The sequence below is a fragment of the Corynebacterium halotolerans genome, from assembly GCF_050107895.1.
In the GTDB taxonomy this organism is placed as follows: Bacteria; Actinomycetota; Actinomycetes; order Mycobacteriales; family Mycobacteriaceae; genus Corynebacterium; species Corynebacterium halotolerans_B.
Genome location: NZ_JBNILW010000007.1, coordinates 156,289 through 180,740, shown reverse-complemented (window position 1 = coordinate 180,740; position 24,452 = coordinate 156,289). Strand labels below are relative to the sequence as shown.

At 65.9% G+C, this 24,452-nt stretch carries 24 protein-coding genes; 9 read left to right on the top strand and 15 right to left on the bottom strand.

Going from position 1 to position 24,452, the window contains the following annotated elements; all coding sequences use genetic code 11:
• Positions 1–57: 57 nt before the first annotated feature.
• Positions 58–420 (bottom strand): DUF5318 family protein, encoded by a 363-nt coding sequence (locus ACQCVD_RS08945; RefSeq protein WP_426823392.1) that lies wholly within the window; start codon positions 418–420, stop codon positions 58–60.
• A gap of 265 nt (positions 421–685) precedes the next feature.
• On the opposite strand from ACQCVD_RS08945, the gene ACQCVD_RS08940 reads away from it, so the two are divergent.
• From ACQCVD_RS08940 to ACQCVD_RS08920, 5 genes are all read left to right on the top strand, one after another.
• Entirely contained in the window at positions 686–1,792 is a 1,107-nt protein-coding gene (locus ACQCVD_RS08940; protein WP_426823391.1) for an inositol-3-phosphate synthase, read from the top strand.
• Between the two features lie 121 nt (positions 1,793–1,913).
• Positions 1,914–2,375: a MarR family winged helix-turn-helix transcriptional regulator gene (locus ACQCVD_RS08935; RefSeq protein WP_426823390.1), complete on the top strand. Its 462-nt coding sequence runs from the start codon at positions 1,914–1,916 to the stop codon at positions 2,373–2,375.
• 55 nt (positions 2,376–2,430) lie between these two features.
• The gene (locus ACQCVD_RS08930; protein ID WP_426823389.1) at positions 2,431–3,381 is read left to right on the top strand and encodes a universal stress protein; all 951 of its coding nucleotides are present in this window, start codon (positions 2,431–2,433) and stop codon (positions 3,379–3,381) included.
• A gap of 52 nt (positions 3,382–3,433) precedes the next feature.
• Positions 3,434–4,078 carry an SDR family oxidoreductase gene (locus ACQCVD_RS08925; RefSeq protein WP_426823414.1) on the top strand — a complete coding sequence of 215 codons (645 nt, stop codon included), beginning with the start codon at positions 3,434–3,436 and terminating at the stop codon, positions 4,076–4,078.
• Between the two features lie 31 nt (positions 4,079–4,109).
• Positions 4,110–4,631, top strand: a complete 522-nt coding sequence (locus ACQCVD_RS08920; RefSeq protein ID WP_426823388.1) for a hypothetical protein — start codon at positions 4,110–4,112, stop codon at positions 4,629–4,631.
• 97 nt (positions 4,632–4,728) lie between these two features.
• Here the strand turns inward: ACQCVD_RS08920 and ACQCVD_RS08915 are convergent, their stop codons facing one another.
• On the bottom strand, positions 4,729–5,649 hold the full coding sequence (locus tag ACQCVD_RS08915; RefSeq protein WP_426823387.1) for a rhodanese-related sulfurtransferase: 921 nt from the start codon (positions 5,647–5,649) through the stop codon (positions 4,729–4,731).
• A gap of 158 nt (positions 5,650–5,807) precedes the next feature.
• Complete coding sequence (locus ACQCVD_RS08910) at positions 5,808–7,301, bottom strand: DUF1846 domain-containing protein (RefSeq protein WP_426823386.1); 1,494 nt, start codon at positions 7,299–7,301, stop codon at positions 5,808–5,810.
• Positions 7,302–7,580: 279 nt separating this feature from the next.
• Between ACQCVD_RS08910 and ACQCVD_RS08905 the strand changes: the two genes are divergently transcribed.
• A complete protein-coding gene (locus ACQCVD_RS08905; RefSeq protein WP_426823385.1) occupies positions 7,581–9,581 on the top strand; it encodes a potassium transporter Kup in 2,001 nt (666 codons plus the stop codon).
• A 56-nt stretch (positions 9,582–9,637) separates the two neighbouring features.
• Here ACQCVD_RS08905 and ACQCVD_RS08900 read toward each other — a convergent pair whose 3' ends face one another.
• From ACQCVD_RS08900 to ACQCVD_RS08890, 3 genes are read right to left on the bottom strand one after another with little or no spacing between them, the layout of a single operon-like run.
• Positions 9,638–10,189, bottom strand: a complete 552-nt coding sequence (locus tag ACQCVD_RS08900; RefSeq protein ID WP_426823384.1) for a nuclear transport factor 2 family protein — start codon at positions 10,187–10,189, stop codon at positions 9,638–9,640.
• Positions 10,190–10,205: 16 nt separating this feature from the next.
• Positions 10,206–11,405, bottom strand: coding sequence for a flavin reductase family protein (locus ACQCVD_RS08895; protein ID WP_426823382.1), 1,200 nt, complete (start codon positions 11,403–11,405; stop codon positions 10,206–10,208).
• A gap of 41 nt (positions 11,406–11,446) precedes the next feature.
• The gene (locus ACQCVD_RS08890) at positions 11,447–12,889 is read right to left on the bottom strand and encodes an MFS transporter (RefSeq protein ID WP_426823381.1); all 1,443 of its coding nucleotides are present in this window, start codon (positions 12,887–12,889) and stop codon (positions 11,447–11,449) included.
• 207 nt (positions 12,890–13,096) lie between these two features.
• Here ACQCVD_RS08890 and ACQCVD_RS08885 point away from each other — a divergent pair, with 207 nt between their 5' ends.
• Genes ACQCVD_RS08885 through ACQCVD_RS08875 form a run of 3 tightly spaced genes read left to right on the top strand, consistent with a single transcriptional unit; the run spans position 13,097 to position 15,397 of the window.
• Positions 13,097–14,434: an amidase gene (locus ACQCVD_RS08885; RefSeq protein WP_426823380.1), complete on the top strand. Its 1,338-nt coding sequence runs from the start codon at positions 13,097–13,099 to the stop codon at positions 14,432–14,434.
• Positions 14,428–14,706, top strand: coding sequence for a hypothetical protein (locus ACQCVD_RS08880; protein WP_426823379.1), 279 nt, complete (start codon positions 14,428–14,430; stop codon positions 14,704–14,706). The genes ACQCVD_RS08885 and ACQCVD_RS08880 overlap by 7 nt, the downstream gene beginning before the upstream one ends.
• Before the next feature lie 55 nt (positions 14,707–14,761).
• On the top strand, positions 14,762–15,397 hold the full coding sequence (locus ACQCVD_RS08875) for a response regulator transcription factor (RefSeq protein ID WP_426823378.1): 636 nt from the start codon (positions 14,762–14,764) through the stop codon (positions 15,395–15,397).
• 408 nt (positions 15,398–15,805) lie between these two features.
• Here the strand turns inward: ACQCVD_RS08875 and ACQCVD_RS08870 are convergent, their stop codons facing one another.
• From ACQCVD_RS08870 to ACQCVD_RS08830, 9 genes are all read right to left on the bottom strand, one after another.
• Positions 15,806–17,116, bottom strand: coding sequence for a TRAP transporter large permease (locus tag ACQCVD_RS08870; protein WP_426823377.1), 1,311 nt, complete (start codon positions 17,114–17,116; stop codon positions 15,806–15,808).
• Positions 17,117–17,121: 5 nt separating this feature from the next.
• Positions 17,122–17,700 carry a TRAP transporter small permease gene (locus ACQCVD_RS08865; RefSeq protein ID WP_426823376.1) on the bottom strand — a complete coding sequence of 193 codons (579 nt, stop codon included), beginning with the start codon at positions 17,698–17,700 and terminating at the stop codon, positions 17,122–17,124.
• Entirely contained in the window at positions 17,697–18,767 is a 1,071-nt protein-coding gene (gene dctP, locus ACQCVD_RS08860) for a TRAP transporter substrate-binding protein DctP (RefSeq protein WP_426823375.1), read from the bottom strand. The genes ACQCVD_RS08865 and dctP overlap by 4 nt, the downstream gene beginning before the upstream one ends.
• A gap of 366 nt (positions 18,768–19,133) precedes the next feature.
• Complete coding sequence (locus tag ACQCVD_RS08855) at positions 19,134–20,084, bottom strand: PDR/VanB family oxidoreductase (protein WP_426823374.1); 951 nt, start codon at positions 20,082–20,084, stop codon at positions 19,134–19,136.
• A 65-nt stretch (positions 20,085–20,149) separates the two neighbouring features.
• The gene (locus ACQCVD_RS08850; RefSeq protein WP_426823373.1) at positions 20,150–20,902 is read right to left on the bottom strand and encodes an SDR family NAD(P)-dependent oxidoreductase; all 753 of its coding nucleotides are present in this window, start codon (positions 20,900–20,902) and stop codon (positions 20,150–20,152) included.
• A 10-nt stretch (positions 20,903–20,912) separates the two neighbouring features.
• Positions 20,913–21,425, bottom strand: a complete 513-nt coding sequence (locus tag ACQCVD_RS08845; protein WP_426823372.1) for an aromatic-ring-hydroxylating dioxygenase subunit beta — start codon at positions 21,423–21,425, stop codon at positions 20,913–20,915.
• Positions 21,418–22,695, bottom strand: a complete 1,278-nt coding sequence (locus ACQCVD_RS08840; protein ID WP_426823371.1) for an aromatic ring-hydroxylating oxygenase subunit alpha — start codon at positions 22,693–22,695, stop codon at positions 21,418–21,420. Before ACQCVD_RS08840 ends, ACQCVD_RS08845 begins: the two co-directional genes overlap by 8 nt.
• A gap of 52 nt (positions 22,696–22,747) precedes the next feature.
• A complete protein-coding gene (locus tag ACQCVD_RS08835) occupies positions 22,748–23,110 on the bottom strand; it encodes a hypothetical protein (RefSeq protein WP_426823369.1) in 363 nt (120 codons plus the stop codon).
• Between the two features lie 47 nt (positions 23,111–23,157).
• Positions 23,158–24,345 (bottom strand): acyl-CoA dehydrogenase family protein, encoded by a 1,188-nt coding sequence (locus tag ACQCVD_RS08830; protein WP_426823413.1) that lies wholly within the window; start codon positions 24,343–24,345, stop codon positions 23,158–23,160.
• Positions 24,346–24,452 lie beyond the last annotated feature (107 nt).

The window sequence follows — 24,452 nt, the reverse complement described above, 5'->3', positions numbered from 1 at the left end:
CCAAAACCCGGCCAAGCCTGCACAGATTACTCGTCGGACGGTTTTCCGGGCGGTCGCTCAGGTGGCGGAGGCGGTGACCGCGCGCAGCAGATGGTTCCACCGGCACACCGGGCAGACCTCCACGGTGTGAACCGTGAGCACCTGACCGGACGCGGCGATCCGCTCGATCTCCGCGACGCTGCGCGCGGTACCAGCCATCCGGCCGAGAGAGTCACCGTGGATCCACTCCACCTCCCGCAACTGCTCAGAACCGCAGACCGGACAGTCCCGGCCGGCGCTCCGCCCGTGGTAGCGGGCGGCGGTGACCAACAGAAAATCAGCGTCGCACACCTCGTCCCGCGTGACCGTTCCCGCACGCCACTGTTCCAGCAGGTGATACTTCTCCCACTGATGGCTGACTTCATTGCGATATACGACCACAGCGACATTCTACCGTTGTCCCGGCACCGGTCCGCAGTTGTTTCCCCGCCCGCTACTTGATCGATCCACGCACACGTTCTTGATCGATCAGGGTGCAGGAGTGGCTCAGCCGCCGCCCGGAACGACCTACGGTGAAAGGTCGGTACGCCCTGGGGCGTCCCTCGGACGACGTGCGGGAGATGACTCCGCCGCCGTCGCAGCCGGCCGCGGCACCTTCGCCGCCGGACCCGGCTGGACCACCATGCTTGTGAGGAGAGTAGCTAACGTGAGCGAATCGAAGATCCGGGTAGCCATCGCCGGTGTGGGCAACTGCGCCACATCCCTCGTGCAGGGGGTGGAATTCTACCGTGACACCCCGACCGGGGAGAAGGTTCCGGGCCTGATGCACGTGCAGTTCGGGGACTACCACGTGGGCGACCTCGAGTTCGTCGCAGCCTTCGACGTGGATGCCGCGAAGGTGGGGCAGGACCTCAGCGCGGCCACGCAAGCCTCGGAGAACTGCACGATCACGATCGCGGAGGTCCCCACCACCGGGGTGACCGTGCAGCGCGGCCCGACCCTGGACGGCCTGGGCAGCCATTACCGCGAGGCCGTGACAGAATCCGACGCCGAGCCCGTGGATGTCGTGCAGACACTGCGCGACGCCCAGGTGGACGTGCTGGTCTCCTACCTGCCCGTCGGTTCCGAGCAGGCCGACAAGTTCTACGCCCAGGCAGCGCTGGACGCCGGGGTGGCCTTCGTCAACGCCCTGCCAGTGTTCATCGCCTCGGACCCGGAGTGGGCGCGGAAGTTCACCGACGCCGGGGTGCCGATCGTCGGGGACGACATCAAGAGCCAGGTCGGCGCCACCATCACCCACCGTGTGATGGCCAAGCTCTTCGAGGACCGCGGCGTCCGCCTGGACCGGACCATGCAGCTCAACGTCGGCGGCAACATGGACTTCAAGAACATGCTCGACCGGGACCGGCTGGAATCCAAGAAGATCTCCAAGACCCAGGCGGTGACCTCGAACCTGCACGACAGCCCGCTGGCCGGCAAGAAGGAGGACCGCAATGTCCACATCGGCCCCTCGGACTACGTGGCCTGGCTGGATGACCGCAAGTGGGCCTATGTCCGCCTGGAGGGCACCGCCTTCGGCGAGGTGCCGCTGAACCTGGAGTACAAGCTGGAGGTCTGGGATTCACCGAACTCCGCCGGCATCATCATCGACGCCGTCCGCGCCGCCAAGATCGCCCTCGACCGGGGGATCGGCGGCCCGATCCTGCCGGCCAGCTCCTACCTGATGAAGTCCCCGCCGGAGCAGCTCGGTGACGACGAGGCCCGGGCCCGACTGGAGGCGTTCATCGCCGGGGACGATGCCGCGGCCCGCTAGTTAGTCCCGCTGGGGGAGCGGCGGGGTGGGCGCTGGCGGAGCCGGGACTTTCCGTAATTTTCGCCACACCAGTTTCCGGGGGTGAACTGTTTTGACGCGCAACCTGACTAGGGTAGAGGTCATGACATCTCCCACCCCCGAGGATATCGCCCGCCGCATCCGTCCGGCGCTCACCAAGCTCTACGTGATGTACTTCCGGTTGTCCGAGCAGTCATCCCTGACCGGACCGCAGCTGTCGATCATGACGCGGCTGCAGGAAAACGGGCCCTCCCGGATCAGCCAGCTGGCCCGAGAGGAAGGCATCCGCATGCCCACCGCCTCCAACGCCCTGCACCAGTTGGAGCAGCGCGGCATGGTCGACCGTATCCGCGACACCACCGACCGTCGCGGCGTGCTGGTCACCCTCACCGAGCTGGGTGGCACGGAGCTCAAGCGGGTCGGCGAGGAGCGCACCAAGTACCTGACCGAGATGCTCTCCAGTCTCAGCGACGAGGAGATGGCCAAGGCGGACGACCTGGTCTCTCTGGTCAATGAGTTGGCGGACAACTACGGTGCCGTGAAGGATTCGGAGAAAGAGAGCTAACGGCTCATAATAGGGACGAACCTTCCACCCCTTTAGCTCTCGAACTCGACTGGGAATGCCGATTAACGACTCCACATCCTCTGCCGACCCGATTCGCGTGCTGGTTGCCTGGCGCCCGGATTCCCGGGGTACCGAAAGTCTCGAATTCGCCGCCTGGCTGGGTCGAACCACCCCGATAGTCGTGCGGGTGGCCACCACCTTCCTGCGGCCGTGGCCGTCGACCTCCCTGAGCAAGCTCGGGGGGAAGTACAGCAAGTGGCACCGCAAAGAAGCGCTGGCCTGCGACACCAAGGTCCGCAAGGCCCTGCGTAACGCCGGGCTCCCGGAAGAGCAGTGGGACGAGGATGTCTCGGTCTTCTCCGATGGCACCAGCGAGTCCGTGCTGTTGACCCAGGCCGCCGCCGACTTCGGCGCTGACCTGATGGTTCTCGGTTCCAAGGCCGCCGCTCCCAAGGGCCGTTTCCTGGCCGGTTCCACCGCCGACGCCCTGCTGCACTCCTCCCCGCAGCCCCTGGCGCTGGCCCCGCGCGCGGTGAAGCTGTCCAAGCGGGGCGTCACCCGCGTCAATTTCGCGTATCTGACCGGCGATCCGGAGGAATCCACCCAGAGCCTGTATTTCGCGGCGTCGCTGGCGCAGCGGTGGCAGCTGCCCCTGCGGGTGCTGGCGTTCTCCCCCGGCGGCATCGCGGACGACCCCGTCAACGACCAGCTGGACCTCGCGGCCGACCTGACCGTGGAATGGCGCGAGCACTCCATGGCACTCCTGGACCGGGCGAAGGATTCGGTCCTGGACCGGTACCCGGAGCTGAATATGACCACCGACATCGGTTCAGGGGCCGGCTGGTCCGGGGCGGTCGAGTCACTGAAATGGAAGAAGGGCGATCTGATCTGCCTGGGCTCCGCACCGCCGGGGCCGATCGAGCGGGTGTTCATCGGCTCCACCGCCACGGATTTCCTCGGCCATGTCCAGGTGCCGGTGCTGATCCACCCGGTCCGTCAGGGCTGAGTCCACAGTGCCGTTGAGTTCCCGGAGGTTGTCCGCCATGTCCCCCACATCAATCACCCGGCACGCCCTGGTCACCGGAGCCAGCGGCGGTGTGGGCCGGGCGGTGGTCCAGCAGCTGCTGGCCGACGGTTGGGCCGTGACCGCGCAGTACCGGAGCACGCCCGGCCCCGAGGCCGCCAGCTGGTGGCACGCCGATTTCACGGGGACCCTGCCGCCGTTGGAGATGCCGGAACGCCTCAATGCCCTGATCCACTGCGCGGGGATGTGCCCCATCGGGTGGACCGAGGACTTCGACCGTGCGGTGTGGGAGGAGACCATGGCGGTCAACCTCCACGCCCCGGTGGACCTGACCAACCGGCTGCTCCCGGCCCTCCGCGCGGCCGGCGGCCACGTGGTCTACGTCAACTCCGGTGCGGGACAGAACACCAGGCCGCAGTGGACGGTCTACTCCGCCAGTAAATTCGCCGCCCGAGCCTGGTGCGACGGACTGCGGGGCGAGGAGCCGGACATCCGTGTCACTTCGGTCTACCCGGGGCGAATCGCCACCGAGATGCAGCGCCGGATCGTCGGTGAGCTGGGCGAAGCCTGGGAGCCGGAGCGGTTTCTGAGCCCGGAGACGGTGGCCGACGCGATCGTCGGCGTCCTGGCGACGCCGGGAGACGCCCAGGCCACCGACCTCACGCTGCGTCCACGCTAAACTAGACGGCGAGGAAAGGAGGGAGTTCAGCATGACTGAGAAGGACTTCCCCGAGGGACAACGGAGACGCCGGACTCCGCAGGGGCATCCGGAAAACGACCTGACATCAGACTTCGACTTCAGCAACCGGCCGTTCCCCGCGGCGCATTCCGCTGAGGAGCTGTCCGAGAGCCCGGACCCCGCGGTCGTCGCCGAGAAGAACCGGCGGTCCACCTATCAGGCGCTGTGGTACGCCATCGGGGTCCCGGTCACCGTGGCGGTGATCTCCTTCATCCTGCTGGTGATCTCCCGGATGGTCGGCGGCCCCCTGTGTGAGGCCGGGGAGGCCACCTGGATCTGTACCGAGGCCGCCCGCATCTGGTGGCCGATAGCCACCACCGCCCTGGCGTTCCTGGGGCTGCTCGGCTGTGCCGTGATCATGGTGCGCAAGCTCAACGCCCGCCTGCGCTGGTGGCCGTGGATGGCGGCGTTCTGGTGGCTGCTCCCGCTGAGCATGCTGTGGGCGACCTCCACCCTGCCGATCGCGATCATGGAGGACGGGCCAGTGTTCTGACCGTCGGCGAGGGATGGGCAGCGGCGCGACTGGATGTCTCCGGCCGCGCCGTTCCTGTCATTCACCGCGGAGGTCCGCGGCGTCGTGAAGCGCGCGGTCAGCCGCCCACGACCGCCAGCTCGGCGGCGACCTGTGCACAGTCGGAGCGCCCGCAGTGGCGTGTGGCCACATTCCCGTGGCAGTCCGGGCACATCAGCACCAGTTCCCGGCAGGTGTCCTCGTTGACGCAGTGCTCGAATTTATTGGTGGCGGACCCACAGCGCACGCAGTGCCCGAGCTGCTTGGCGTCCTCACCGAACTCCATGTGCATCCGCTTGTCAAAGACGTAGAGCGATCCCTCCCAGAGACCGGAATTGCCGTACTTCTCGCCGTAGCGGACGATGCCGCCGTCGAGCTGGTAGACCTCCTTGAAGCCGCGGTTGACCATCAGGGAGGACAGCACTTCGCAGCGGATGCCACCAGTGCAGTAGGTGACCACCGGCTTGTCCTTGAGGTCGTCATACTTGCCCGATTCGATCTCCGCGATGAAGTCATGGGTGGTGTCCGTCTCCGGGACCACTGCATCCCGGAACTTGCCGATCTGGGCCTCCATGGCGTTGCGCCCGTCGAAGAACACGACCTCCTCGCCGCGGGCCGCGACCAGCTCGTTGACCTCCTCCGGGTTGAGGTGCGTGCCGCCGCCGACCACGCCGTTCTCATCCACCTCCAGCTCCTCCGGGGCACCGAAGGCGACGATCTCGTCCCGGACCTTCACGCTCAGCTTCGGGAAGTCCTCCGCCCCGCCCTCGGACCACTTGAACTCCATGTCATGGAAACCGGGATAGTCACGGGTCTTGCGGATATAGCGTTTACAGTCGTCGATGTCGCCGCCGACAGTGCCGTTGATGCCGTGTGTGGAGACCAGGATGCGGCCCTTGAGATTCAGCGACTCGCAGAGGTCCCGCTGCCACAGCATGACCGCCTTCGGGTCCGCGAGCGGGGTGAACTTGTAATACAGGAGAATCTTGCTGATCGACACAAGGGGGAAGTCTAGCCAGCGGGGGAGGGGAGGCGAAAACGGCGGAGCTGGTCCCGGTCTGGCCTGGGGGTGTCGGGTAGGTAGCGGCAACCGCAGGATTGACCTTGCCTCGTGGGGACAATCGGCCGCTTTCCGCTACCTACCCGACATCTGTCCGGTCACCGCTTCCGGTACAGCGCCTTGCGCTGGTACTTCGGCTCCGAAGTGACCAGGATGCCCAGATTACGGAAGATACCCTCGTCCACTGAGCCGAGGATCGTGGTGGTGTGGACGTCGCAGCCCTGCAGATTCTTCAGTTCGCGCAGGGCGGAGCGGGCGTCCTGACTGGCGGCTCCGGACACCGAGAGGGCGATGAGCACCTCATCAGTGTGCAGGCGCGGATTGCGGGACCCCAGATGATCCGTCTTGAGGGTCTGGATCGGCTCAATCGAGCTGGGGGAGAGCAGGTCGATGTCCCGGTCGATGCCCGCCAAGTGCTTCAGGGCGTTGAGCAGCATCGCCGAGGAGCAGCCGAGCAGGTCGGAGGTCTTGCCGGTGATGATCGTGCCGTCGGCCAACTCCATCGCGGAGGCCGGGGCACCGGTCTGCTGCTCCAGGTCGAGAGCGGCGGCCACCACGTGCCGGTCCTCGATGGAGGCCCGGGCCTTGCTCATCACCATGGCCACGCGCTGGGAGAGGGTGTCATCAAGTTCGTCGCGGCGCTCCTCCACCAGCGCCTTGTAGTAACGGCGGATGATCTCCTGGCTGGCGGCCTGCCGGCAGACCTCATCATCGGAGATGCAGTAGCCGGCCATGTTCACCCCCATGTCCGTGGGCGACTGGTAGGGGGAGGCGCCGTGCAGCTTCTCCAGCAGGGTCCGCAGCAGCGGGAAGACCTCGACGTCGCGGTTGTAGCTGGTGACCTGTTCACCGTAGGCGTCCAGATGGAAGGGGTCGATGACGTTGATGTCATCCAGATCCACCGTGGCGGCCTCATAGGCCAGGTTCACGGGGTGCTCCAGCGGCAGGTTCCAGATGGGGAAGGTCTCGAACTTGGCGTAACCGGCGGTGATACCGCACTGGAAGTCGTGGTACACCTGTGACAGGCAGGTGGCGAGCTTGCCGGATCCCGGACCCGGCGCGGTGACCAGGATCAGGTCCCGGCTGGTGTCCACGTAACCGTTGCGGCCGAAACCCTCCTCGGAGACGATGCGGCGGGTGTCGGTGGGGTAGCCGGGGATGATGAAGTGACGGGTGACCTTCAGGCCGAGGCGTTCCAGCCGGTCCTGGAAGGCGGCGGCCATGTGGTTGTCGTCCTCGAATTGGGTGAGCACGACGTTGTCCACCAGGAAGCCACGCTCCCGGAAGACGTCGATCAGACGCAGCACGTCCTCCTCATAGGGGATGCCCAGGTCTGCCCGGACCTTCTGACGTTTCAGGTCGAGGGCGTTGATGCAGACCAGGATCTCGAGTTCGTCCTTGATCTGCTCGAGCATCGCGATCTTGTTGTCCGGGGTGAAGCCGGGCAGGACGCGGGAGGCATGCATGTCATCGAAGAGTTTGCCGCCCATCTCCAGGTAGAGCTTGCCGCCGATTTCCTCACGGCGTTTCTGGATGTGCCGCGACTGCATGTCGATGTATTTCTCCCGATCAAATCCGGTGCGGTGCGGCATCAGAAAAGGCCCTTCTGTCGTGGCGTGGCTGACGCCCGACGAGTTTACCTGCCGCAGGGCAGAAGTCGGAATGCGGTGATCGGGGGTCTCCGGGACCCGGTGGTGGGGCCGCCCACCGCTGCTTCTCAGCGTCCCCGGTGGTACTGGGGGGAGATTGGTTGAGGCATCTGGAGCACAGGGGCGGGGACTGTGGCGCCGGCGGGTGGTGAGCCGGCATCTTCTTGATCTCGGAGCGGCGAACCCGTGGTAATCCGTCGCGCCGGGGAGCACACTTGAGCCATGGCAACCCGGCGACCCCGCGGATCAGAACGCCTCCGGCCGCACCCACCCGACGGCGCCGGCTTCACCGGCAGGGCGCTTTCCGGTGCGGCAGCCGGGAGCAGCCGCAGCCCCCGGCGTCCCGCGCAGCGTGGCTCCGCCCTCGCGGCCGTCGGGGCGCTCGGGGTGGTGTTCGGCGACATCGGCACCAGTCCCCTGTACGCGCTGCACACCGCCTTCAGCATGGAACACAATGCGGTCAGCGTCTCCCGGGAGAACGTCTACGGCATCATCTCGATGGTGCTGTGGACCATCACCGTCGTGGTCACCCTCAAGTACGTCCTGTTAGTCACCCGCGCCGACAATGACGGGCAAGGCGGGATCCTGGCTCTGGTGGCTCTGCTGCGCCACCACGTGGACGGGCGTCGGACCCTGCGGGCGGTCACCGTGCTCGGGGCGCTGGGAGCCGCACTGTTCTACGGGGACGCCGTGATCACACCCGCGATCTCGGTGCTGAGTGCGGTCGAGGGACTGTCGGTGGTCTCACCCGATCTGTCCCACCTGGTGGTCCCGATCTCCGCCGGTATCGTCATCGTCTTGTTCGCGGTTCAGCGTTTCGGCACCGGCCGGGTGGGCCGTGCCTTCGGCCCCCTCATGCTGGCCTGGTTCTGCACCATGGCGGCCCTGGGGATACCGCAGATCATCGCTCATCCGCGGATCCTGGTGAGTCTGTCACCGCACTGGGCCTTCGAGCTGATCGCCCGGGAGCCCTTCCAGGCCTTTGTGCTGCTGGGTGCAGTGGTCCTCACCGTCACCGGGGCCGAGGCTCTCTATGCCGACCTGGGCCACTTCAACGCCCGGACCGTACGTCTGGCCTGGCTCGTGATCGCGATGCCGGCGCTGGTACTCGTGTACCTGGGGCAGGGCGCGCTCGTCATCACCCGGCCCGAAGCGGTGGGCAACCCCCTGTTCCATCTCGCGCCGGCATCCCTGCAGCTGCCGCTGGTCATCTTCGCCACCGTCGCCACCGTCATCGCCTCCCAGGCGGTGATCTCCGGGACCTTCTCGGTGACGCGCCAGGCCATCCGGCTGCGGTTGCTGCCGCGACTGGTGGTCCGGCACACCTCCCGGTCGGAGGAGGGACAGGTCTATCTGCCCCTGGTCAACTGGGTCCTGTTCCTCTGTATTCTGACACTCGTGCTCGCCTTCGGTTCTTCCGCCAGTCTGGCCAGTGCCTACGGGCTCGCGGTCACCGGGACCCTGCTCCTGGAATCCAGTCTCTTCCTGGTGTTCGCCGGCAGGTTGTGGCGGTGGGGCTGGGTCCGGATCGCCGCCTATGTCCTCGTGATCGGGCTGCTGGAGGCCCTGCTCTTCGCCGCCAACACCACGAAGCTCTTCTCCGGTGGTTGGTTGCCTCTCCTGGTGGCGTCCTTCATGCTGCTGCTGATGGTCACCTGGCGGCACGGCACTGAACAGCTCCGGGCCGCGCGGTGGGGGACCGAGGGTCCGCTCCTGCCATTCATCGCCTCCCTGCGCGATTCACCGGTCCGCCGGCTCCCCGGCGTAGCCGTCTTCCCGCACACCAGCTCCGACACCACCCCGTTGGCCATGGCCACCTGCGTCAGAAACTTCCGCCTGCTGCACGAGCACGTGATCATCGTGCGGGTGGTCCACGTGAATGTCCCCCATGTGCGTTCCGCGGACCGGGTGTCCGTCGACAGCATCGGCTCAGTATCCGACGGCATCGTCGCCGTGACGATCCGGACCGGTTTCACGGACGTTCAGGACGTGCCCCGAAACCTCGCCCTGGCACTCCACCGCACCCCGGAACTCGAACTCGACCTGGACAGCGCCCTCTACTTCCTCTCGGTGCTGACCCTGCGGCCGTCCCGTGCCCACCGCTTCCGTGGTTGGGGCCAGAAGATCTTCCTCATCATGGAGCGCAACCAGGCCGACCGGACCGAGACCTTCCGCCTTCCCCGCACCAGGACGGTGCTGCTGGGCGAGGAACTGGAGCTGTGACCGGTGCGGTGAGGGGTTCCGCCCCGGGGGATTACACCGCGGCAGTGGCGGAAGAGCTACTTCAGCAATTCGGAGGTGCTCGGGTAGCTTTCGGCGAAGTTGTCCGGAAGCGGGGCGATGAACACGTTCTCGGTCCGGGTCCGGGTGATCTTCCATTCCCCGTTCTCCCGCCGGAAGGCGTTGTTCAGACGGCTGGAACGCAGCAGGGACGTGCCGTCGGAGAACAACCAGGGCTGCATGTGGATCCACAGGCCGGTGGCCTCATCCCCGTCCACGAAGATCTGCTCGGAGGTCAGGTAGTGGGCGTTCAGCAGCAGTTTCGGGTCCTGGTCCTCCGGCCAGAAACGGTTGAAGTGGGTGCGGATGGCGTCCTTGCCCTCCGCTTTACCGAACTGGTTGTCGTAGTACTCTCCCACACCCTCCCACACGGCGTCCTCGGTGTAGAGCTCGAGGATCAGCTCAATGCGTTCCTGGTCGGTCACCGGCGGATAGACCGGGCAGGGAGTGTCACACAGGTACATGTAGCGGGCCTGGATGCGGCGGATGTCCGCCTCCGCCTCCAGGATGTCGATGCGGCGTTCCAGCTTGGTGATCAGTTCTTCACTCATGAATGTCGTCCTTCTCTCAGTTCTCAGTGGTTTCTGCGGATCCCGCGTTCTCGATGTCGGGGATCACCGCCTTGGCGCGTTCAACCCAGTCCCGGACGGTGGCTCCCGTGACCCCGCCCGGCAGCTGCGCCAGCCGCAGGGTCATCGTGTACTGGCCGGCGGGGTCCCTGACGGGCAGCACCATGGAGCCGACGTGGTAGACCGCGCCGTCGTCAAGCTCCCGGGGCTCATAGTCCAGCGGGGTGGAACCGATGGTCTCGCGGAGGCTGCGTTCCTCCAGCGGGGTGAGGCTGGCCTTCTTGTACTCTCTGGTCGCGCGGATCATCTGCGAGTAGGCCGTGGAATCCTCCTCGGGGAGGAAGGCCAGCAGATAACCGTGTTCCCGCATGAACGTCAGGCGGCGCTGGTGCAGCTCACGGACCTCATCGGAGGGCTTCTTGAGCTTGCTGATCCAGCGTTCCTGCAGCTCCGCGGATTTGTCGAAGAGATAGCTGTCACCGATCGGCGGGACGAGCGGGACCCGGCTGGGCAGTCCCCCCTCGCGGGTGGCGTCAGCGGAGAGTTCGGAAAAGACCGTGGCGAACTCGTCGTCACTGATGGCGGCGAACACCGAGACCTCGCAGCCGATCGAGTGGGCCAGGTCCTTCAGCTTCCCGCTGGCCGTGTGGGCGGCGTGGATGGCCGGGAGGATCTCATGGCTGAGCCGGGAGACCTGCTCGGTGCCCGCGAAGCTGCCGTACCCGCCCTGGAAGAACAGCAACGGGGCCACAGAGTTGGTCACCTGCAGGTCCGCCACCGCGCAGAGCACGATCCAGTGATCACCGGCCTCGACGACATCGGAAATGGTGGTGTCGATCCAGGCGATGGAGTTACGCAGAATCGGGTCCCCGGAGGGGGAGGGGTACCACTCGATGCCGTCGAGTTTGTTCTCCCAGCGCTGCGCGATGGCCAGCATCTCAGCCTGCTGCTCGCCACCCAGGATATTGATGCACAGCGAATCACAGGCCCGCAGCTTCTGGAAGGTCCGGGAGGTCTTCATCGGCATGAAGGACACCAGCGGCGGGTCCAGGGACACCGACGAGAAGGTACCCACCACGAGCGCCAGGATCTCGCCTTCGGTACTGCGTCCGGTCACCACGGCGACCCCGGTGGGGTAGTGGCCCATGACTTCGCGGAAGACCTGGGGATCGAAGGTGTCGGGGATGAGTGTGGTCATTGTCTTTCTCCTTTTCCTGAAAAATGGGGGCTATCGGGATGTCACGATGCGGCGGTGACGTGGCGCTCCTGCAGGCGACGGCCCAGCTGTTCCGGCCGGAGGAAGATCGCCGCCAGCAGACCTGCGGTCACCAGGAAGACACCGGTGATCAGGAAGGCCAGGTGCACTCCGTCAGCCATCGCGGCCACCGTCGCCGCCGAGGGCTCGACCCCTGCGGCCGGAGCCTCGTAGCCGGCGGCCGTCATCAGCCAGCCGACCAGGATCGGCGAGATGATCGCGCCGATGGCGGCGAACCCGCCCAGCGTGGCCATCATGATCGGGCGCTGCTTGGGGCCCACGGCGTAGCCAAGGGCCGACGCTGACATGGGGAACACCAGGCTGCAGCCGCCCGCGATGGAGAGCAGGACCACGGACAGCCCGCCCGGCGCCACCGGGATCAGGAGGAAGGCCAGTCCCGCCACTGCGGTGGAGAGCCCGAAGGGGACGGCGATCGCCAGGTGGGCGGAACGCCCCCGCTGCATCATGCGGTGGCCGGCCCAGCCGAGTCCCAGCAGCACCAGGGCGCCGAGCACCCAGGGGAAGGTGGTGTACACCCCGACCTCCGCGAGGGACAGGCCGATGACGGTGCCCAGGTACTGCGGCAGCCAGGTGGTGAGGAAACCCTGGACCCAGAAGTTGGAGGCGGCGCCGAACAGCGCCGCGAAAAAGGCGACGCTGCCCAACGCGTACCAGATGTTGACCGGTTTCTGCTGGTCCACCACATCGGTCTCGGTCGCATCAGAGGCCACCTCGGCGGTGGTGGTCAGGTCCTCTGCGGAGGCGTTCTCCGGCTGTGTCGCCCCGGCACGGTACGGGCCGTCGCCGCCGAAGAGCAGCCAGGCCACCACCCAGACCAGGCCGATGATGCCGAGCGCACCGAAGGCCCAGCGCCAGCCCCACATGCCGATCACTGCGGCGATGAAGGGGGCGGCGACGACGGGGCCCAGGGTCGAGCCGATAGCCACCAGATTGGAGGGCAGGGCCCGGCGCGAGGGGTGGAACCAGGTGTGCGCCGAGGTCAGCGACATGGCGGTGGCCGGCCCCTCAGCCCCGCCCAGGACGATGCGGGTGGCCAGCAGCACCGCCGCTCCGCCACCCAGCAGCATCGGGAACTGCATGACGGCCCACGTCACGCCGAGGGCCAACAGAATCCAGTGCACGGATATCCGGGACGCCAGAACGCCGGCGAGCACGGAGACCACGGAGTAGAGGAAGAAGAAGGCGCTGCCGATGAAGCCGAACTGGGTCGGGCTCAGCCCGAGTTCGGGCATCGCGTGCGGTGCGACGAGTCCCAGGACGGCCTTGTCCGCGAAGGCGATGATCTGGAAGACCACCAGGAGTCCGACGATGACCCAGGCCCGGGCCGTCGGACGGTGTCTGCGCCGTCTGGCTTGTTCGGCTTCGGCCGAGGTCAACTCCCCCGCTGACTGCTTGGTGACGGTCATCATCTCTCCGATTCCCCGGCCCGTGGCCGGCAGCTGGCTTTCGATCTGCCAGCAAGGTAACTGTGATCCGACTTACACAGATAGTGGGGAAACCTTTAGTCTTGATTGCTTCTATAGGGAAATGGACTGTCGTAATGTGATCTTCATGATTTAGTGACGTGATTCACCCCACCCCATGAAGCAATCACCAGCCGTCCAGGAGATCCGATGACTTCGATCTACCGGAACCGGGGCATCAGCGAGCAGGTGGAGGCCGTGCATAACGGTGCCATTTCCGCCGCCGAACTTGCCGCCGCAGTCCGCACCGACATCACCCGCTACGAGAGAAAACTCAAGGCCTGGGTCGCGCTCTCCCAGGAGAACACCGCCATCCCGGTTCCCGGGGAAACGGCACCGGATCCGCGCCCCCTGGCGGGTATTTCCATCGGCGTCAAGGACATCATCGACGTCGCCGGCCTGCCCACCCGCTCCGGGTCGCCGATCACCGCCGACGCCCCGGCGCGCTCCGACGCCGCATTCGTCGCCCGGCTCCGGGAGTTGGGCGCCGTGATCCAGGGTAAGACCGTGACCACCGAGTTCGGCTACTTCTCTCCGGGACCGACCGCGAACCCGTGGGACCACAGCCACACGCCGGGCGGCTCCTCCAGCGGCTCCGCCGCAGCGGTCGGGGCCAACACGATCGCCGTGGCCTTGGGCACGCAGACCGCGGGCTCCCTGACGCGCCCGGCATCCTTCTGCGGGGCAGCGGGCATGGTCCTGGCGGTGGGGTCCGTCCCGATGACCGGCGTCCACGGCCTCAGTAAGACCCTCGACGCCCTCGGCCTGCTCACCCGGACGGTGGCTGACCTGGATTATGTCCATGCGGCGATCACCGGTCGGGAGTACGATTCCACGCCGCAACCGGTTCCCGGTGAGACGACCCTGCATGTGTGGCAGGGCTCGGACCTGCTTCCACTGGCGCCTCAGATGCAGGACCTCCTGCGGGAGGTCCCCCGCCTGTCCGACGAGGTCGGCGCGGGCAATGAGCTGTTGGACTGGAACGACCACGTGACCACCCTGGCCAGTGACCACCGCACAGTGATGGGCCATGAGGCTGCCCGCACGATGGCCACGGTCAGGGCGGAACACGGGACGGAGCTGAGTCCGCAGCTGCAGGAGCTGCTGCGGAGCGGTTCCGAAGTACCGGAGCAGGACTACCGGGAGGCGCTGATCCGCCGCGAGATCTCCTATCGGGCCCTGGAGCGCAAACTCGGCGCAGACGGCATCATCATCGGCCCGGCGGCCCAGGGACCGGCCCCGGACCGCAGCACGGGCACCGGCTCCCCGGATCTCAGCCGCCCCTGGCAGTTGCTCGGCCTACCCGTGGTCGTGGTGCCCGGTGCCCGCGCCACCACCGGAATGCCCCTCGGTCTGCAACTGATCGGTCTGCCCGGCTCCGAACCCCGGCTGCTCGCCCTCGGCCGCCGTCTCGAGCAGCTGCTGCGGCGCCTCCCGTCCTTTTCGGAGCACAACACCCAACCAACCCTGAAGGATCTGACATGGTAATCAAACCCCGTCCCACCACTCACCACCACATGTTCCTGACCTGCTACGAGGACACCTTCAACTACGGCTGGCACCACGTGGACCTCTTCGTCCACGACGAGCACGGCCGTGAGGTGAACTGGGTGCACTGGACCGTGGAAGCCGACGGCCCCGAGGCCGCCGACGCCTCGGTGCGCCAGGAAGAGCCCGAGCTACGCCGCACCACCGACTGGCAGCACCAGGTCAGTGACTTCGGCATGAACTACTGGACGGCCGACGCCGCCTGGGACTGAGGCAACCATGACCACCACCCGACCCACCCCGTCCCTCAGCCCTGACAGAGACGCCATGAACCAGGACAAAGACCCGGTTCCGCCCGCCCGGGTCTATGTGATCGACGATGACCCGGAACTGTGTGAATCCGTGGAATGGCTGCTCGACAGCGCCGCCATCACCTGCACCATCTGCCACAGCGCGGATGAATTCCTGGAGCAGTTCGATCCCGACAGCCCCGCCTGCCTGGTGTTGGATGTCCGTATGCCCCGGATGAGCGGCACCCGCCTGCAGGAACGGCTCAACGTGATCGCTCCCCACGTGGCGATCATCTTCGTCTCCGCCCACGGCGACATCAACATGTCCGTATCCACCATGAAGGCCGGTGCCCAGGACTTCCTGGAGAAGCCCTACGAACCGCAGCAGCTCATCGACGCCGTCCAGCTCGGCGTGGACAACGCCGCCCAGCGCTTCCGTGCCTACCGGCGGGCCCGGCAGCTGTCGGACAAGATCAATCTGCTCACCCCCCGGGAGCGGGAGGTCCTGGTGCTGGTGATCGAGGGACTGCCCAGCCAGACCATCGCCCGCCGACTGGGTATGAGCGTGAAGACCGTCGACGTGCACCGCACCCGCATCAAGATGAAGACGGACGCCGACAGCATCGGCACACTGGTGCGCGACATTTTGCGCTACCAGGTCGAGGTGCGCTGAGCACCGCGGGGATCCGTGGTCGGTCAGTGCTGAACCGGCCGTCCCCGCAGAAGAACCACGGCAACAGTTCCCACGATCCCGGTCTCCTCCGCGTGCCCGGGATCTTCCGCCTGCCTGCGCGGTGACGCCTTCGACCGCTGCATCGGCCGCCCGGCTATTGCGTGTCCCGGGGTGCCGGCGGCGTCACCACCGGCCCCGGTCGGGAGCCGGCCAGATTCCGGGCACGGTGCTGACTGCACGGCGCGGCACAAGCCACTCACCCGGTAGGACAGGCCTGGGCCTGTCCTACCGGGTGAGTCCGTCGGTGCTGTTGCGACGTAGTCCCACCCTGTCCGCCCGCACCGCGATGATCCACGATTCCGGACAGTGGTCTCACCACTGCCGGATTTCGGGGGGACCGGGGGAGTGTCAGCCCATGAGGTTCGGGATCACCATGACCAGCCACGGGAAGATCGCCAGGATCGTCACGACCACCAGGTCCGAGATGATCCACGGAATCGCGGCCCGGTACAGTGCCGACATCGGGAGCCAGGGGGCGGTGGACTTCATGACGAACAGTCCCATGCCGAAGGGCGGGGAGATATTGCCGATCTGCAGGGTCACCAGCACCAGAATGGAGAACCAGATGCCGTTCCAGCCGAACTGGGCGGCGATCGGCATGAGCAACGGAGCAGTGATCATCATGATCGAGGCCTGGTCGATGAAGGCACTCAGGATCACCAGCAGGACGATGATGATCACCATCATGATCAGGCCGTTGGTCACCGACTCGGTCAACCAGTTGACCAGTCCCTGGGTCGCCCCCATGTAGGCCATGATCTGCGAGTACAGCGTAGAGGCCATCACCAGGAAGAAGATGGTGGTGGTGGTCCGCACGGAGGCCACCGCCGCCCGCCACAGTTCCCGGGGGCTGAGTCGCCCGATCACCGCGGCGACGATCACGCTGGCGGTGGCACCCAGCGCCGCCGACTCGGTCGGGGTGGCGACGCCGAAGAAGATCAGGCCCAGGATCACGAAGGCGATGACCCCCGGGATCAGCAGTTTCGTGAAGAATCCCCGGATCACCTCGGCAGGGGACCGTCGGGACGTATCCTCGTCGCGGACGTCATTGCCGCCCCGGCTGCGCCAGAGCACGATGACCACGTAGCCGATGCCCATCAGGATGCCGGGGATGATCCCGGCCATCATCAGTGGCCCGATGGACACCTGGGCGATACCGCCCCAGAGAATGCCGAGGGCGCTGGGCGGAAGGACCATGGCCAGGCCGCCGGAGGCCAGAATGGAACCGGCGGACAGCTCCCGGTTGTAGCCGGCGTCCCGCATCTGCGGCAGCAGCGTCCGGGAAAACAGGGCGGTGTTGGCGAGCGAAGATCCGGAGAGCAGACCGAAGGCGCCACCGCCGGCGACCGCCACCATGGGCAACCTGCCCGGCACCCCCCGCATGAGCACCGAGATCTCCGCGAGTGCCTCCTGGGCGATCTTGGAGCGGAAGAGGATCTCACCCATCAGGATGAACAGCGGGATAGCGGAGAAGGTGAAGCTGTTGACCGAGCTGATCACGCTCAGCCCCACCAGTTTGGAGGCGGCGGAGAAGCTGCCGAAGATCAGGAAACAGGAGGCGATGCCGATCGCCAGCATGCCGAAGGCGACCGGGATGCGCAGCAGCAGAACTACGACCAGCGCGAGGATGAATACGGGGAGAAAGATGAACCATTCCATGGCGCTCAGTCCTTCGGGAGTGCGGTGTTGGCCCCCGGGTCCCGCCGGATGCGGAGGGCGACCAGGATCGTGGAGTAGACGACGCCGACAAAGCCCAGGGCCACCGGCAGTGACAGCCACCAGCGGGGCAGGGACAGCTCGCCACCCATGGTGGTCAGCGTGTCGATGTCGTGGATGAGCAGGTCGACGGCTGCGATCGCAAGAAACACGGCCACCACGATCTGCACGATGATGCTGAGGATGTTCAGTCCCGCCATCGTCTTTTCCCCGACGAAGAAGTCGGCGACCTCGACCCGGAAGTTCTCATCTGCGGCGGTGGCGGCCGGAATGACCAGGACGGTGATGACCACCATGCACATTGAGGCGATCTCCACCACGCCGATGATTCCGTTGCCCAGGTAGCGCATGATCACCGCGATGGTGACCAGCACGGCCAGTGCCAGCAGAACTGCGGCCCCGACCCCCTGGAGGAGGCGTTGGGGCAGTAGGGCCCGACCAGGCAACGCGGCCAGATCATGCGGGGTTTCCGCTGCCTTTCCCAGGTCTACGGGCGTGGTGTGCTCTTCTTGACGTGGTGAGCTCATGACTCCTCCTTGAGCTGCTCGATCTGCGCGATGGTGCGGTCGATGGTCGCGCCGCCGGGCACGATGTCCACCAGGTCGCCGGTCATGCCGTCTTCATAGGCCTGCTTGAGTTTCGCGGCGTCCGGGGTGGTGGCCAGGATGGTGTCCCAGTCCAGCTCCTCCCAGCCCGCGTGATACGCCAGCTCGAAGATGCGGTCCGCCTCTTCCTCGCGCAGCGTCGTCTCCTGCACGCCGGCGTCCTCCCACTCCCGGGTCTCGGCCACCGACTTGTTCATGAAGTGCTCGAAGATCTCCGGTTCGGTCTCGGTGATGGTCTCGGTGATCGCCTGCTGGGTCTCCTGGTCCAGGTTTTCCCAGGTGTTCTCGTTCATCACGAGGTTGGCCATGGACTCGTAGAAGCGCGGGGCCACGTGGTAGCCGACCACTTCCTGCAGCCCGAGGCTGCTCGGCCCCACCGCCGCCCAGCTGGCGCCGGAGACCACGCCGCGTTCCAGGGCGGTGTAGACCTCACCGCCCGGCAGATCGACCGGTACTCCACCCATCGCCTGCACCATGCCGGAGGCTGCGGAGGAGGTCCGTAGGGACTTGCCCTGCAGGTTCGCCTCCGTGATCGGGGTGTCGACGAGCAGCACCTGGGGCATGCCGGCCACGGTGTGGCCCAGGTACGTGATGCCCAGCTGGTCCCGGTGGATCTCGTCGTAGATGTCGGTGATGCCGAGCTCGCGCTCCTCCATGGGGGAGTACGGGGTGAACCGCGGAACCTCCATGGCCGGCAGTTGGTCCACGTAGTAGTCGCCGGGCATCGAGCCCATGTCGAAGACCCCGGCGGACACCCCTTCAATCAGCACGTTCGGCGCCATCACCTCCGGGCCGCCCTTGTATTCGATGGTGATCCAGGGGGCGTTCTCCCTGAGGTTCTCGATGAACATCCACACTCCGTCATTGTTGGAGTGGGTCTGGTTGAAGCTCGTGGCCAGCGTCAGGGTCACCTCTTCCCGGCCGCCGTCCGCCGGATCCGAGGATCCGGCGGAGGAGCACCCCGCCAGGAGCAGGGATACGGCCAGCAAAGGTGCCAACCAGCTTCGCCCGGCTCTTAAAGTCGATCGCATCAGGTTCCTCCTGAGGATGGTCGGAGACTCTCAAAAGGCGGGATCGAACACTTCGACCCCGCCGTCTCTCACATCGGACAATTAATGTGATGTGGGTAATATTATTGGAGGAGGGGCCGCACAGAAATCGGGAGAACCTGTCACTCCACTAAGGAAATCCCTAGTTCCGGGTGACCTGGACGGGGACGTCGAACCGATGCTCGCGGCTGCAGGCGCGCGGAACGGGCCCCGACGCCCGGACCGGTTTCATCCGGTACCACCGGCGCCGGACAGAAATTTAGCCCCGCAGCCCAACAGGGCCACGGGGCAGATCGGGAGATGGTGTCAGAAGTACTCGAGCACGAGTTTCGGGTCCCTGGTCCGGGAGACACACACCGCCATGGTTTCACCGGACTCCCGCTCCGACTTCGTCAGGACGCTGTCCCGGTGCTCCGGGGTTCCCTCCAGCACCTCCATGATGCAGGTGCCGCAGATCCCCTCCTCACAGGAGGTGTCGATCTCACAGCCGGCCTCGTTGAGCACCTCGACGATCGAGCGGTCCGCGGGAACATGGTAGGTCTCCCCCTCGAGTTCGACGTCGAACTCCGTGTTCTCCTGCTCCCCCTCTGATTCCGCCGGCTTGAAGTTCTCGAAGTGGATGGAGTCCTCGGGCAGTTCCTTTCCCGCGATGTCACGGACCTGGTCCATGAACGGTGTGGGACCACAGACATAGAGGTGGCTTCCCTCCGGCAGGTCCTCGACCATGGCTGCCAGGTGGCTGCTCTGGGTGTCCCGGTCCACCCCGAGGTGGGCGTGGAGCTTGTCCGGGCACTTCTCCGTGAGGATCGGGAGGAACGCCGCCTCCTCCTCACTGCGGGCATAATAATGCAGTTCGAAACTGATGTCCCGGACATCCATGTAGCGGGCCAGGCTGAGCATCGGGGTGATACCGATGCCACCGGCCACCAGCACGTGATGTTTTCCCGCTTCGGCGATCTTCATCAGGTTCCGGGGCTCGGAGACCTTCAGCCTGTCACCGACTTTGAGGTCGTGCAGCGCCTCTGACCCACCACGGCCACCTTCCTCGCGCTTGACCGCGAAGAGGTAGGCGTCGTCACCGTCCGGGCGACCGCACAGGGAGTACTGCCGGGTCAGTGAGGTCGGTCCGACGACGTCGATATGTGCGCCGGGGGAGTAGTGGCCCACCGGGCTGCCATCGGGCAGAGTGAGGTAGAACGACTTGATTGTGGGGGTCTCCTGGACAATGTCCGAGACCACAACGTCAATGAGAGACATCTCTGCACTCCCCTTTCCTTCGGTTCGATCGCTGCCGGCGGGTGACCGGCTGATGGTGGTTCAGGTCAGCGGACGTAGAGCCCACCGTTGATGTCCCAGCAGGCACCGGTGACAAAGGCCGCGTCCGCAGCAGCCAACAGGCCGACGGTTCGGGCGATGAACGCCGGATTCCCCAGCCGCTGCACCGGGATGCCCGCGACCACCTGGTCGAGCTTGTCCGCCGGCACGGTCTGGTGGACGATCGGTAGATCGTGCGGCCCGGGGGAGATGGCGTTGACCGTCACTCCCTTGGCCGCGAGTTCCCGGGCGAAGATCTTGGTGGTGGTCAGGATCGCCCCCTTGGACGCCGCGTAATGGCCGCCGGTGGAGGTGCCACCGTTTTGACCGGCGAGCGAGGCCATGTTGATGATGCGGCCGTAACCGGCCTCCGCCATGGCAGCGCCGATGACCTGGCAACCGAAGAAGATGCTGTCCACATTCGTGGTGAGCACGGAGTTGAAGTCCTCTTCCCCCAGACTCATCAGGTCTGCCGCGCGGGTGACCGCGGCGTTGTTGACCAGAATGGTGGGCGTTCCCCAGTGTTCGGTGATCTCCGCCAGAGCGTCGACGAAGTCCTGGCGGCGGGAGACGTCGAGACGGATCGCGCGGGCGGTGGCGCCGTCCGGGGACAGCTCCCTCGCCAGCGCGTCAGCTTGCTCGAGTGCGATGTCCGCGAGGTAGACCCGGTGGCCGTCGGCGTGCAGTTGCCGGGCGATGAACTGCCCCATTCCACCGGCGGCGCCGGTGACCAGGGCGATCCCTGCTGTGTCATTGGTCATTCCGGTCCCCCTAGATCAGGAAGCCGGCGGCGCTGACGGCATCTTCGCTGTTGATGAGGCGGGCGACCTTCTGCGCGATGCGGTCACCTTCGTCGGACAGGGCGATCGTGTGGGTCAGTTCCGCCCCGAGGGTCTGGTGGCTGTTCCGCTTGAACGCGGTGAGCACCTGCGTGGAGCGGATGACCACCTCCTCATCCGAGACCGACTTGACCACGAACGTGGACACCACCCGCGCGGTCCGGGCAGCGGCGACGGCGGAAGGGGCATAACCCTGCATCATCCGTTCGACGCGCAGACGGCGCATCCGCTTGTCGTCGTAGATCATGTTCAGCGAGGCCGCGAAATCCTCGGTGTCGGGATCGATCGGCACCACGTAGTAGCCCTCGTCCGTGAACATCTCCTCCCAGGCCGGGTAGTCCTTGGCGTCCAGGATAGCGGCCTCCTTCCAGATCAGCTCGATGGCACGGAGCACGCGTTCATCGGAGAGAGTGGTCGCCTGGAGGTGCAGCAGGGAATTAGTCATCGCTCATCATCTTCTTCCACATGTAGTAGGCCTCACGCATGCCGGTTTCGTCGGTGACATGCGAGGTGGGCCAGCCTTCGTCGTTCTTGTATTCGCGGTTCAGACCACGGTTGACCAGGATCGGCATGTTCGGGTTGCCGCCGGCGCCGATCTGGACCCGGTCCCAGCCCTCGGCGTCATCCGGGGAGCCGAAGCCGAAGGGGCCCTGGAAGTGCTCGTGGATGCGGAGCCGCTCCCGGTTGATGGACTCCGGACCACCGTCCATGCCGAGGGCCATGTGCCAGATCTCGGTCTCGTCGACCGAGATCGGAATCAGCACCCGGAAGAACGCCGAGGACATGCCGATGTTCGGGAACATGTTGAGGTTGAACCCGCAGCCGTGCATGGAGCGCATGTAGCGGCGGACCCGCTCCGGGCTCTCACCCGAGGCCTCGAGTTCATCGACCAGGTGCTGGAACCTCGGCTGGATCTCTTCGGTACCGTCATCGATGTCCAGATCCACGTGGGCGGTGGCCATGATGCCCACGCTGTGGCCGTTGCCCAACGCGTGGGTTTCCGCGGCCGGGTCATCCATGAAGGACATCATGTCGGCGGTCTCGGAGTCGACGGATGCCATCCAGGACTTGTGCACCATCGGGAAGTGGTAACCGTCGGTGGTGTTCTCCAGCTGGATCTTCCAGTTTCCCTTGAAGCGGAACTTGTGGATGCCGATGACCTTGGCCGGGAAGCCGTTGGTCTGCTTGAGAAAACGCTCCATCCAGATCTTCGCGTCGCCCAGGTGCTCCTCCAGCGGCGGAGCGTCCTCGTTGAAGGTGGCGAAGATCATGCCCAGGTAGGACTCGGTGCGCAGTTTCTGCAGCGGGAAGTCCTTCTTGTCCACCACACCCTCGTAGCCATCGGGGTAGGGGATGCCGCGCAACCGGCCGTCCAGGGTGTAGGACCAGTTGTGGTACGGGCAGGTGAAGCCGTTGGCCTTGCCGTTGCGCTGGTCGCAGACCGTGGCGCCGCGGTGGCGGCAGCGGTTGAGCAGGGTGTTGAAGTTGCCCTTGCGGTCGCGGTTGACGATCACCGGTTGGTCGCCGACATAAGTGGTCTTGAAGGACCCGGCCTCGGGGATCTCGCTCTCGTGGGCGACCCAGACCCAGGTCTTGTAGAAGATCTTCTCCATCTCCTCCTGGAAGATCTCCGGATCGGTGTAGAGGGCGCCGGCGACCCGGTCGTCCTCGACCAGAGTGGCGAATCCGCCCATGGGCTCGTGTGTGGTGGTCATGTGTTGTCCTCCAGTAGCAGTAAGGGGTGGGGTATCGGTGCGGGAATCGGGATCAGAGTTCGACGTCGTCGCGGATGACCAGTTCCCGGCCCATCCGCGCCTCGATCTTGAAGTACCGCCAGAGGGCGTACTCGCCGACCATGATGGTGCGCAGCAGGTTGCATGCCGCCTTGACGGTCTCCTGGTCCCGGACGTCGGCAAGCACGTAGAAGGTCCACGGCCAACCGTCGGAGGGGCCGACCATGTGGGCGTCATCGTCGAAGGTGCCGATGACCTCCACGCCGTCCATGTCGCGGAGGCTGGTCAGAAAGTTCTGGGTGGCGATCCACACCGGGCCGATGTCGGCCTTGGGGAGATCGAAGAAGTTCTGGTTGTTGCCGACGCAGAAGAGGGTGCGCAGTGGTTCCTGTGCCATGAAGGACTCCTTGTGACTGGGCTGGGGGTGGGTTCAGGGGACGAAGGTCAGGGGAAGCTGGGGATGCCGGCGTCGAGTCCCATCAGCAGCGCGCCAGAGGCCTCGTAGGTGTGCTCCTGGAGCATCGCGTGCTGGGCCGGGACCAGACCGTCGCGGAGGTACCGCTGCAGAGGATGCTGCGCGAAGATGGCCCCGGTGCCGGCGAGATTGAAGGCGCTCATCACGACGTCGCGTCCGACGTGCGCCGCTTCGGTGGAGGCCAGCCGCAGCAGCGCCTTGTCGTTCTCGGTGATCTCTTCACCGGCGACCGCCTTCGCCCACACCTCCTCGGTGGATCCGTAGAAGAACGCCTGGGCGGAGCGCAATTTGGCTTCGGCCTTCGCCAGTCCCGCCTTGTACGCGGGCCGGTTGCCCTTGGCGGGGCCACCGGTGATCGAGGTGCTCCCGGACCCGACCTCGGTGACGTAGTCCAGCGCCCCACGGGCGGCGCCGAGGGTGACCACGGCCAGGACCTGTGCGGCGTAGGCCAGGACCGGGTAGCGGGTGATCGGCTCGTCGATGGTGGGTTCCCCGCCGCGGATGAAGGTCATCGACTCCGGAACGAAGACCCGGTCAGCGACCACGTTGTGGGATCCTGTGGCCTTCATCCCGGCGACGTCCCAGTTGTCCACGATCTCCACCTTGGACCGGTCGATCAGAGCGGTGAGCGGCTTACCGCCGGTCTCCTCGCCACCACGGAGACCCATGCCGAGCAGATCCGCCCCCTTGCAGCCGCTGGCGAACTGCCATTCACCGGAGCAGAGGTAACCGCCCTCGACCTTCTCGGCCTCAAACATCGGGAACATTCCGGCGGCGAAGACGATGTCCTTGCTCTGGGAGTAGAGCTGGCGCTGGGTCTCCACCGGCAGGGAGGAGAAGTAGACCAGTGCGGAGCCGAAGCTGGCGACCCAACCGGTGGCCGGGTCCACGGCGGAGATCTGCTCCACCTGCTTCATGAACTCCGCCGGTGGCAGCGGTTCCCCACCGAACTTTTCCGGGACGGCGACCCGGAACAGGCCGGCCTTCTTGAGCAGGGTCATGTAGTCCCGCGGAACATAACCCTGCTCGTTGAACTCATCACGGCGTTCCCGCAGCACGTCCAGTGCGTGCTGGAAGGCCGCCTCCCGGGCCGGGCCTGCCGGTTCCGCGACCACGTCACTCAACGTGACGTCATCATTTCTCGTTGCCAGGGCCATGAGCTTCTCCAATTTCTGCGACTTCAATTGCTATGACTGCGATGCTATGGCGTGCTTCACAGCTGCGGTATTGGAGAAAACCGGCAGGTGACTAAGCATTTCTTTAG

Excerpts from the sequence above, each read along its gene's own strand:
- ACQCVD_RS08935 (WP_426823390.1), top strand. The coding sequence starts at position 1,914 with ATGACATCTCCCACCCCCGAGGATATCGCCCGCCGCATCCGTCCGGCG.
- ACQCVD_RS08930 (WP_426823389.1), top strand. The coding sequence starts at position 2,431 with ATGCCGATTAACGACTCCACATCCTCTGCCGACCCGATTCGCGTGCTG.
- ACQCVD_RS08920 (WP_426823388.1), top strand. The coding sequence starts at position 4,110 with ATGACTGAGAAGGACTTCCCCGAGGGACAACGGAGACGCCGGACTCCG.
- ACQCVD_RS08910 (WP_426823386.1), bottom strand. The coding sequence starts at position 7,301 with ATGCCGCACCGCACCGGATTTGATCGGGAGAAATACATCGACATGCAG.
- ACQCVD_RS08905 (WP_426823385.1), top strand. The coding sequence starts at position 7,581 with ATGGCAACCCGGCGACCCCGCGGATCAGAACGCCTCCGGCCGCACCCA.
- ACQCVD_RS08900 (WP_426823384.1), bottom strand. The coding sequence starts at position 10,189 with ATGAGTGAAGAACTGATCACCAAGCTGGAACGCCGCATCGACATCCTG.
- ACQCVD_RS08895 (WP_426823382.1), bottom strand. The coding sequence starts at position 11,405 with ATGACCACACTCATCCCCGACACCTTCGATCCCCAGGTCTTCCGCGAA.
- ACQCVD_RS08890 (WP_426823381.1), bottom strand. The coding sequence starts at position 12,889 with ATGACCGTCACCAAGCAGTCAGCGGGGGAGTTGACCTCGGCCGAAGCC.
- ACQCVD_RS08885 (WP_426823380.1), top strand. The coding sequence starts at position 13,097 with ATGACTTCGATCTACCGGAACCGGGGCATCAGCGAGCAGGTGGAGGCC.
- ACQCVD_RS08880 (WP_426823379.1), top strand. The coding sequence starts at position 14,428 with ATGGTAATCAAACCCCGTCCCACCACTCACCACCACATGTTCCTGACC.
- ACQCVD_RS08875 (WP_426823378.1), top strand. The coding sequence starts at position 14,762 with ATGAACCAGGACAAAGACCCGGTTCCGCCCGCCCGGGTCTATGTGATC.
- ACQCVD_RS08870 (WP_426823377.1), bottom strand. The coding sequence starts at position 17,116 with ATGGAATGGTTCATCTTTCTCCCCGTATTCATCCTCGCGCTGGTCGTA.
- ACQCVD_RS08865 (WP_426823376.1), bottom strand. The coding sequence starts at position 17,700 with ATGAGCTCACCACGTCAAGAAGAGCACACCACGCCCGTAGACCTGGGA.
- ACQCVD_RS08855 (WP_426823374.1), bottom strand. The coding sequence starts at position 20,084 with ATGTCTCTCATTGACGTTGTGGTCTCGGACATTGTCCAGGAGACCCCC.
- ACQCVD_RS08850 (WP_426823373.1), bottom strand. The coding sequence starts at position 20,902 with ATGACCAATGACACAGCAGGGATCGCCCTGGTCACCGGCGCCGCCGGT.
- ACQCVD_RS08845 (WP_426823372.1), bottom strand. The coding sequence starts at position 21,425 with ATGACTAATTCCCTGCTGCACCTCCAGGCGACCACTCTCTCCGATGAA.
- ACQCVD_RS08840 (WP_426823371.1), bottom strand. The coding sequence starts at position 22,695 with ATGACCACCACACACGAGCCCATGGGCGGATTCGCCACTCTGGTCGAG.
- ACQCVD_RS08835 (WP_426823369.1), bottom strand. The coding sequence starts at position 23,110 with ATGGCACAGGAACCACTGCGCACCCTCTTCTGCGTCGGCAACAACCAG.
- ACQCVD_RS08830 (WP_426823413.1), bottom strand. The coding sequence starts at position 24,345 with ATGGCCCTGGCAACGAGAAATGATGACGTCACGTTGAGTGACGTGGTC.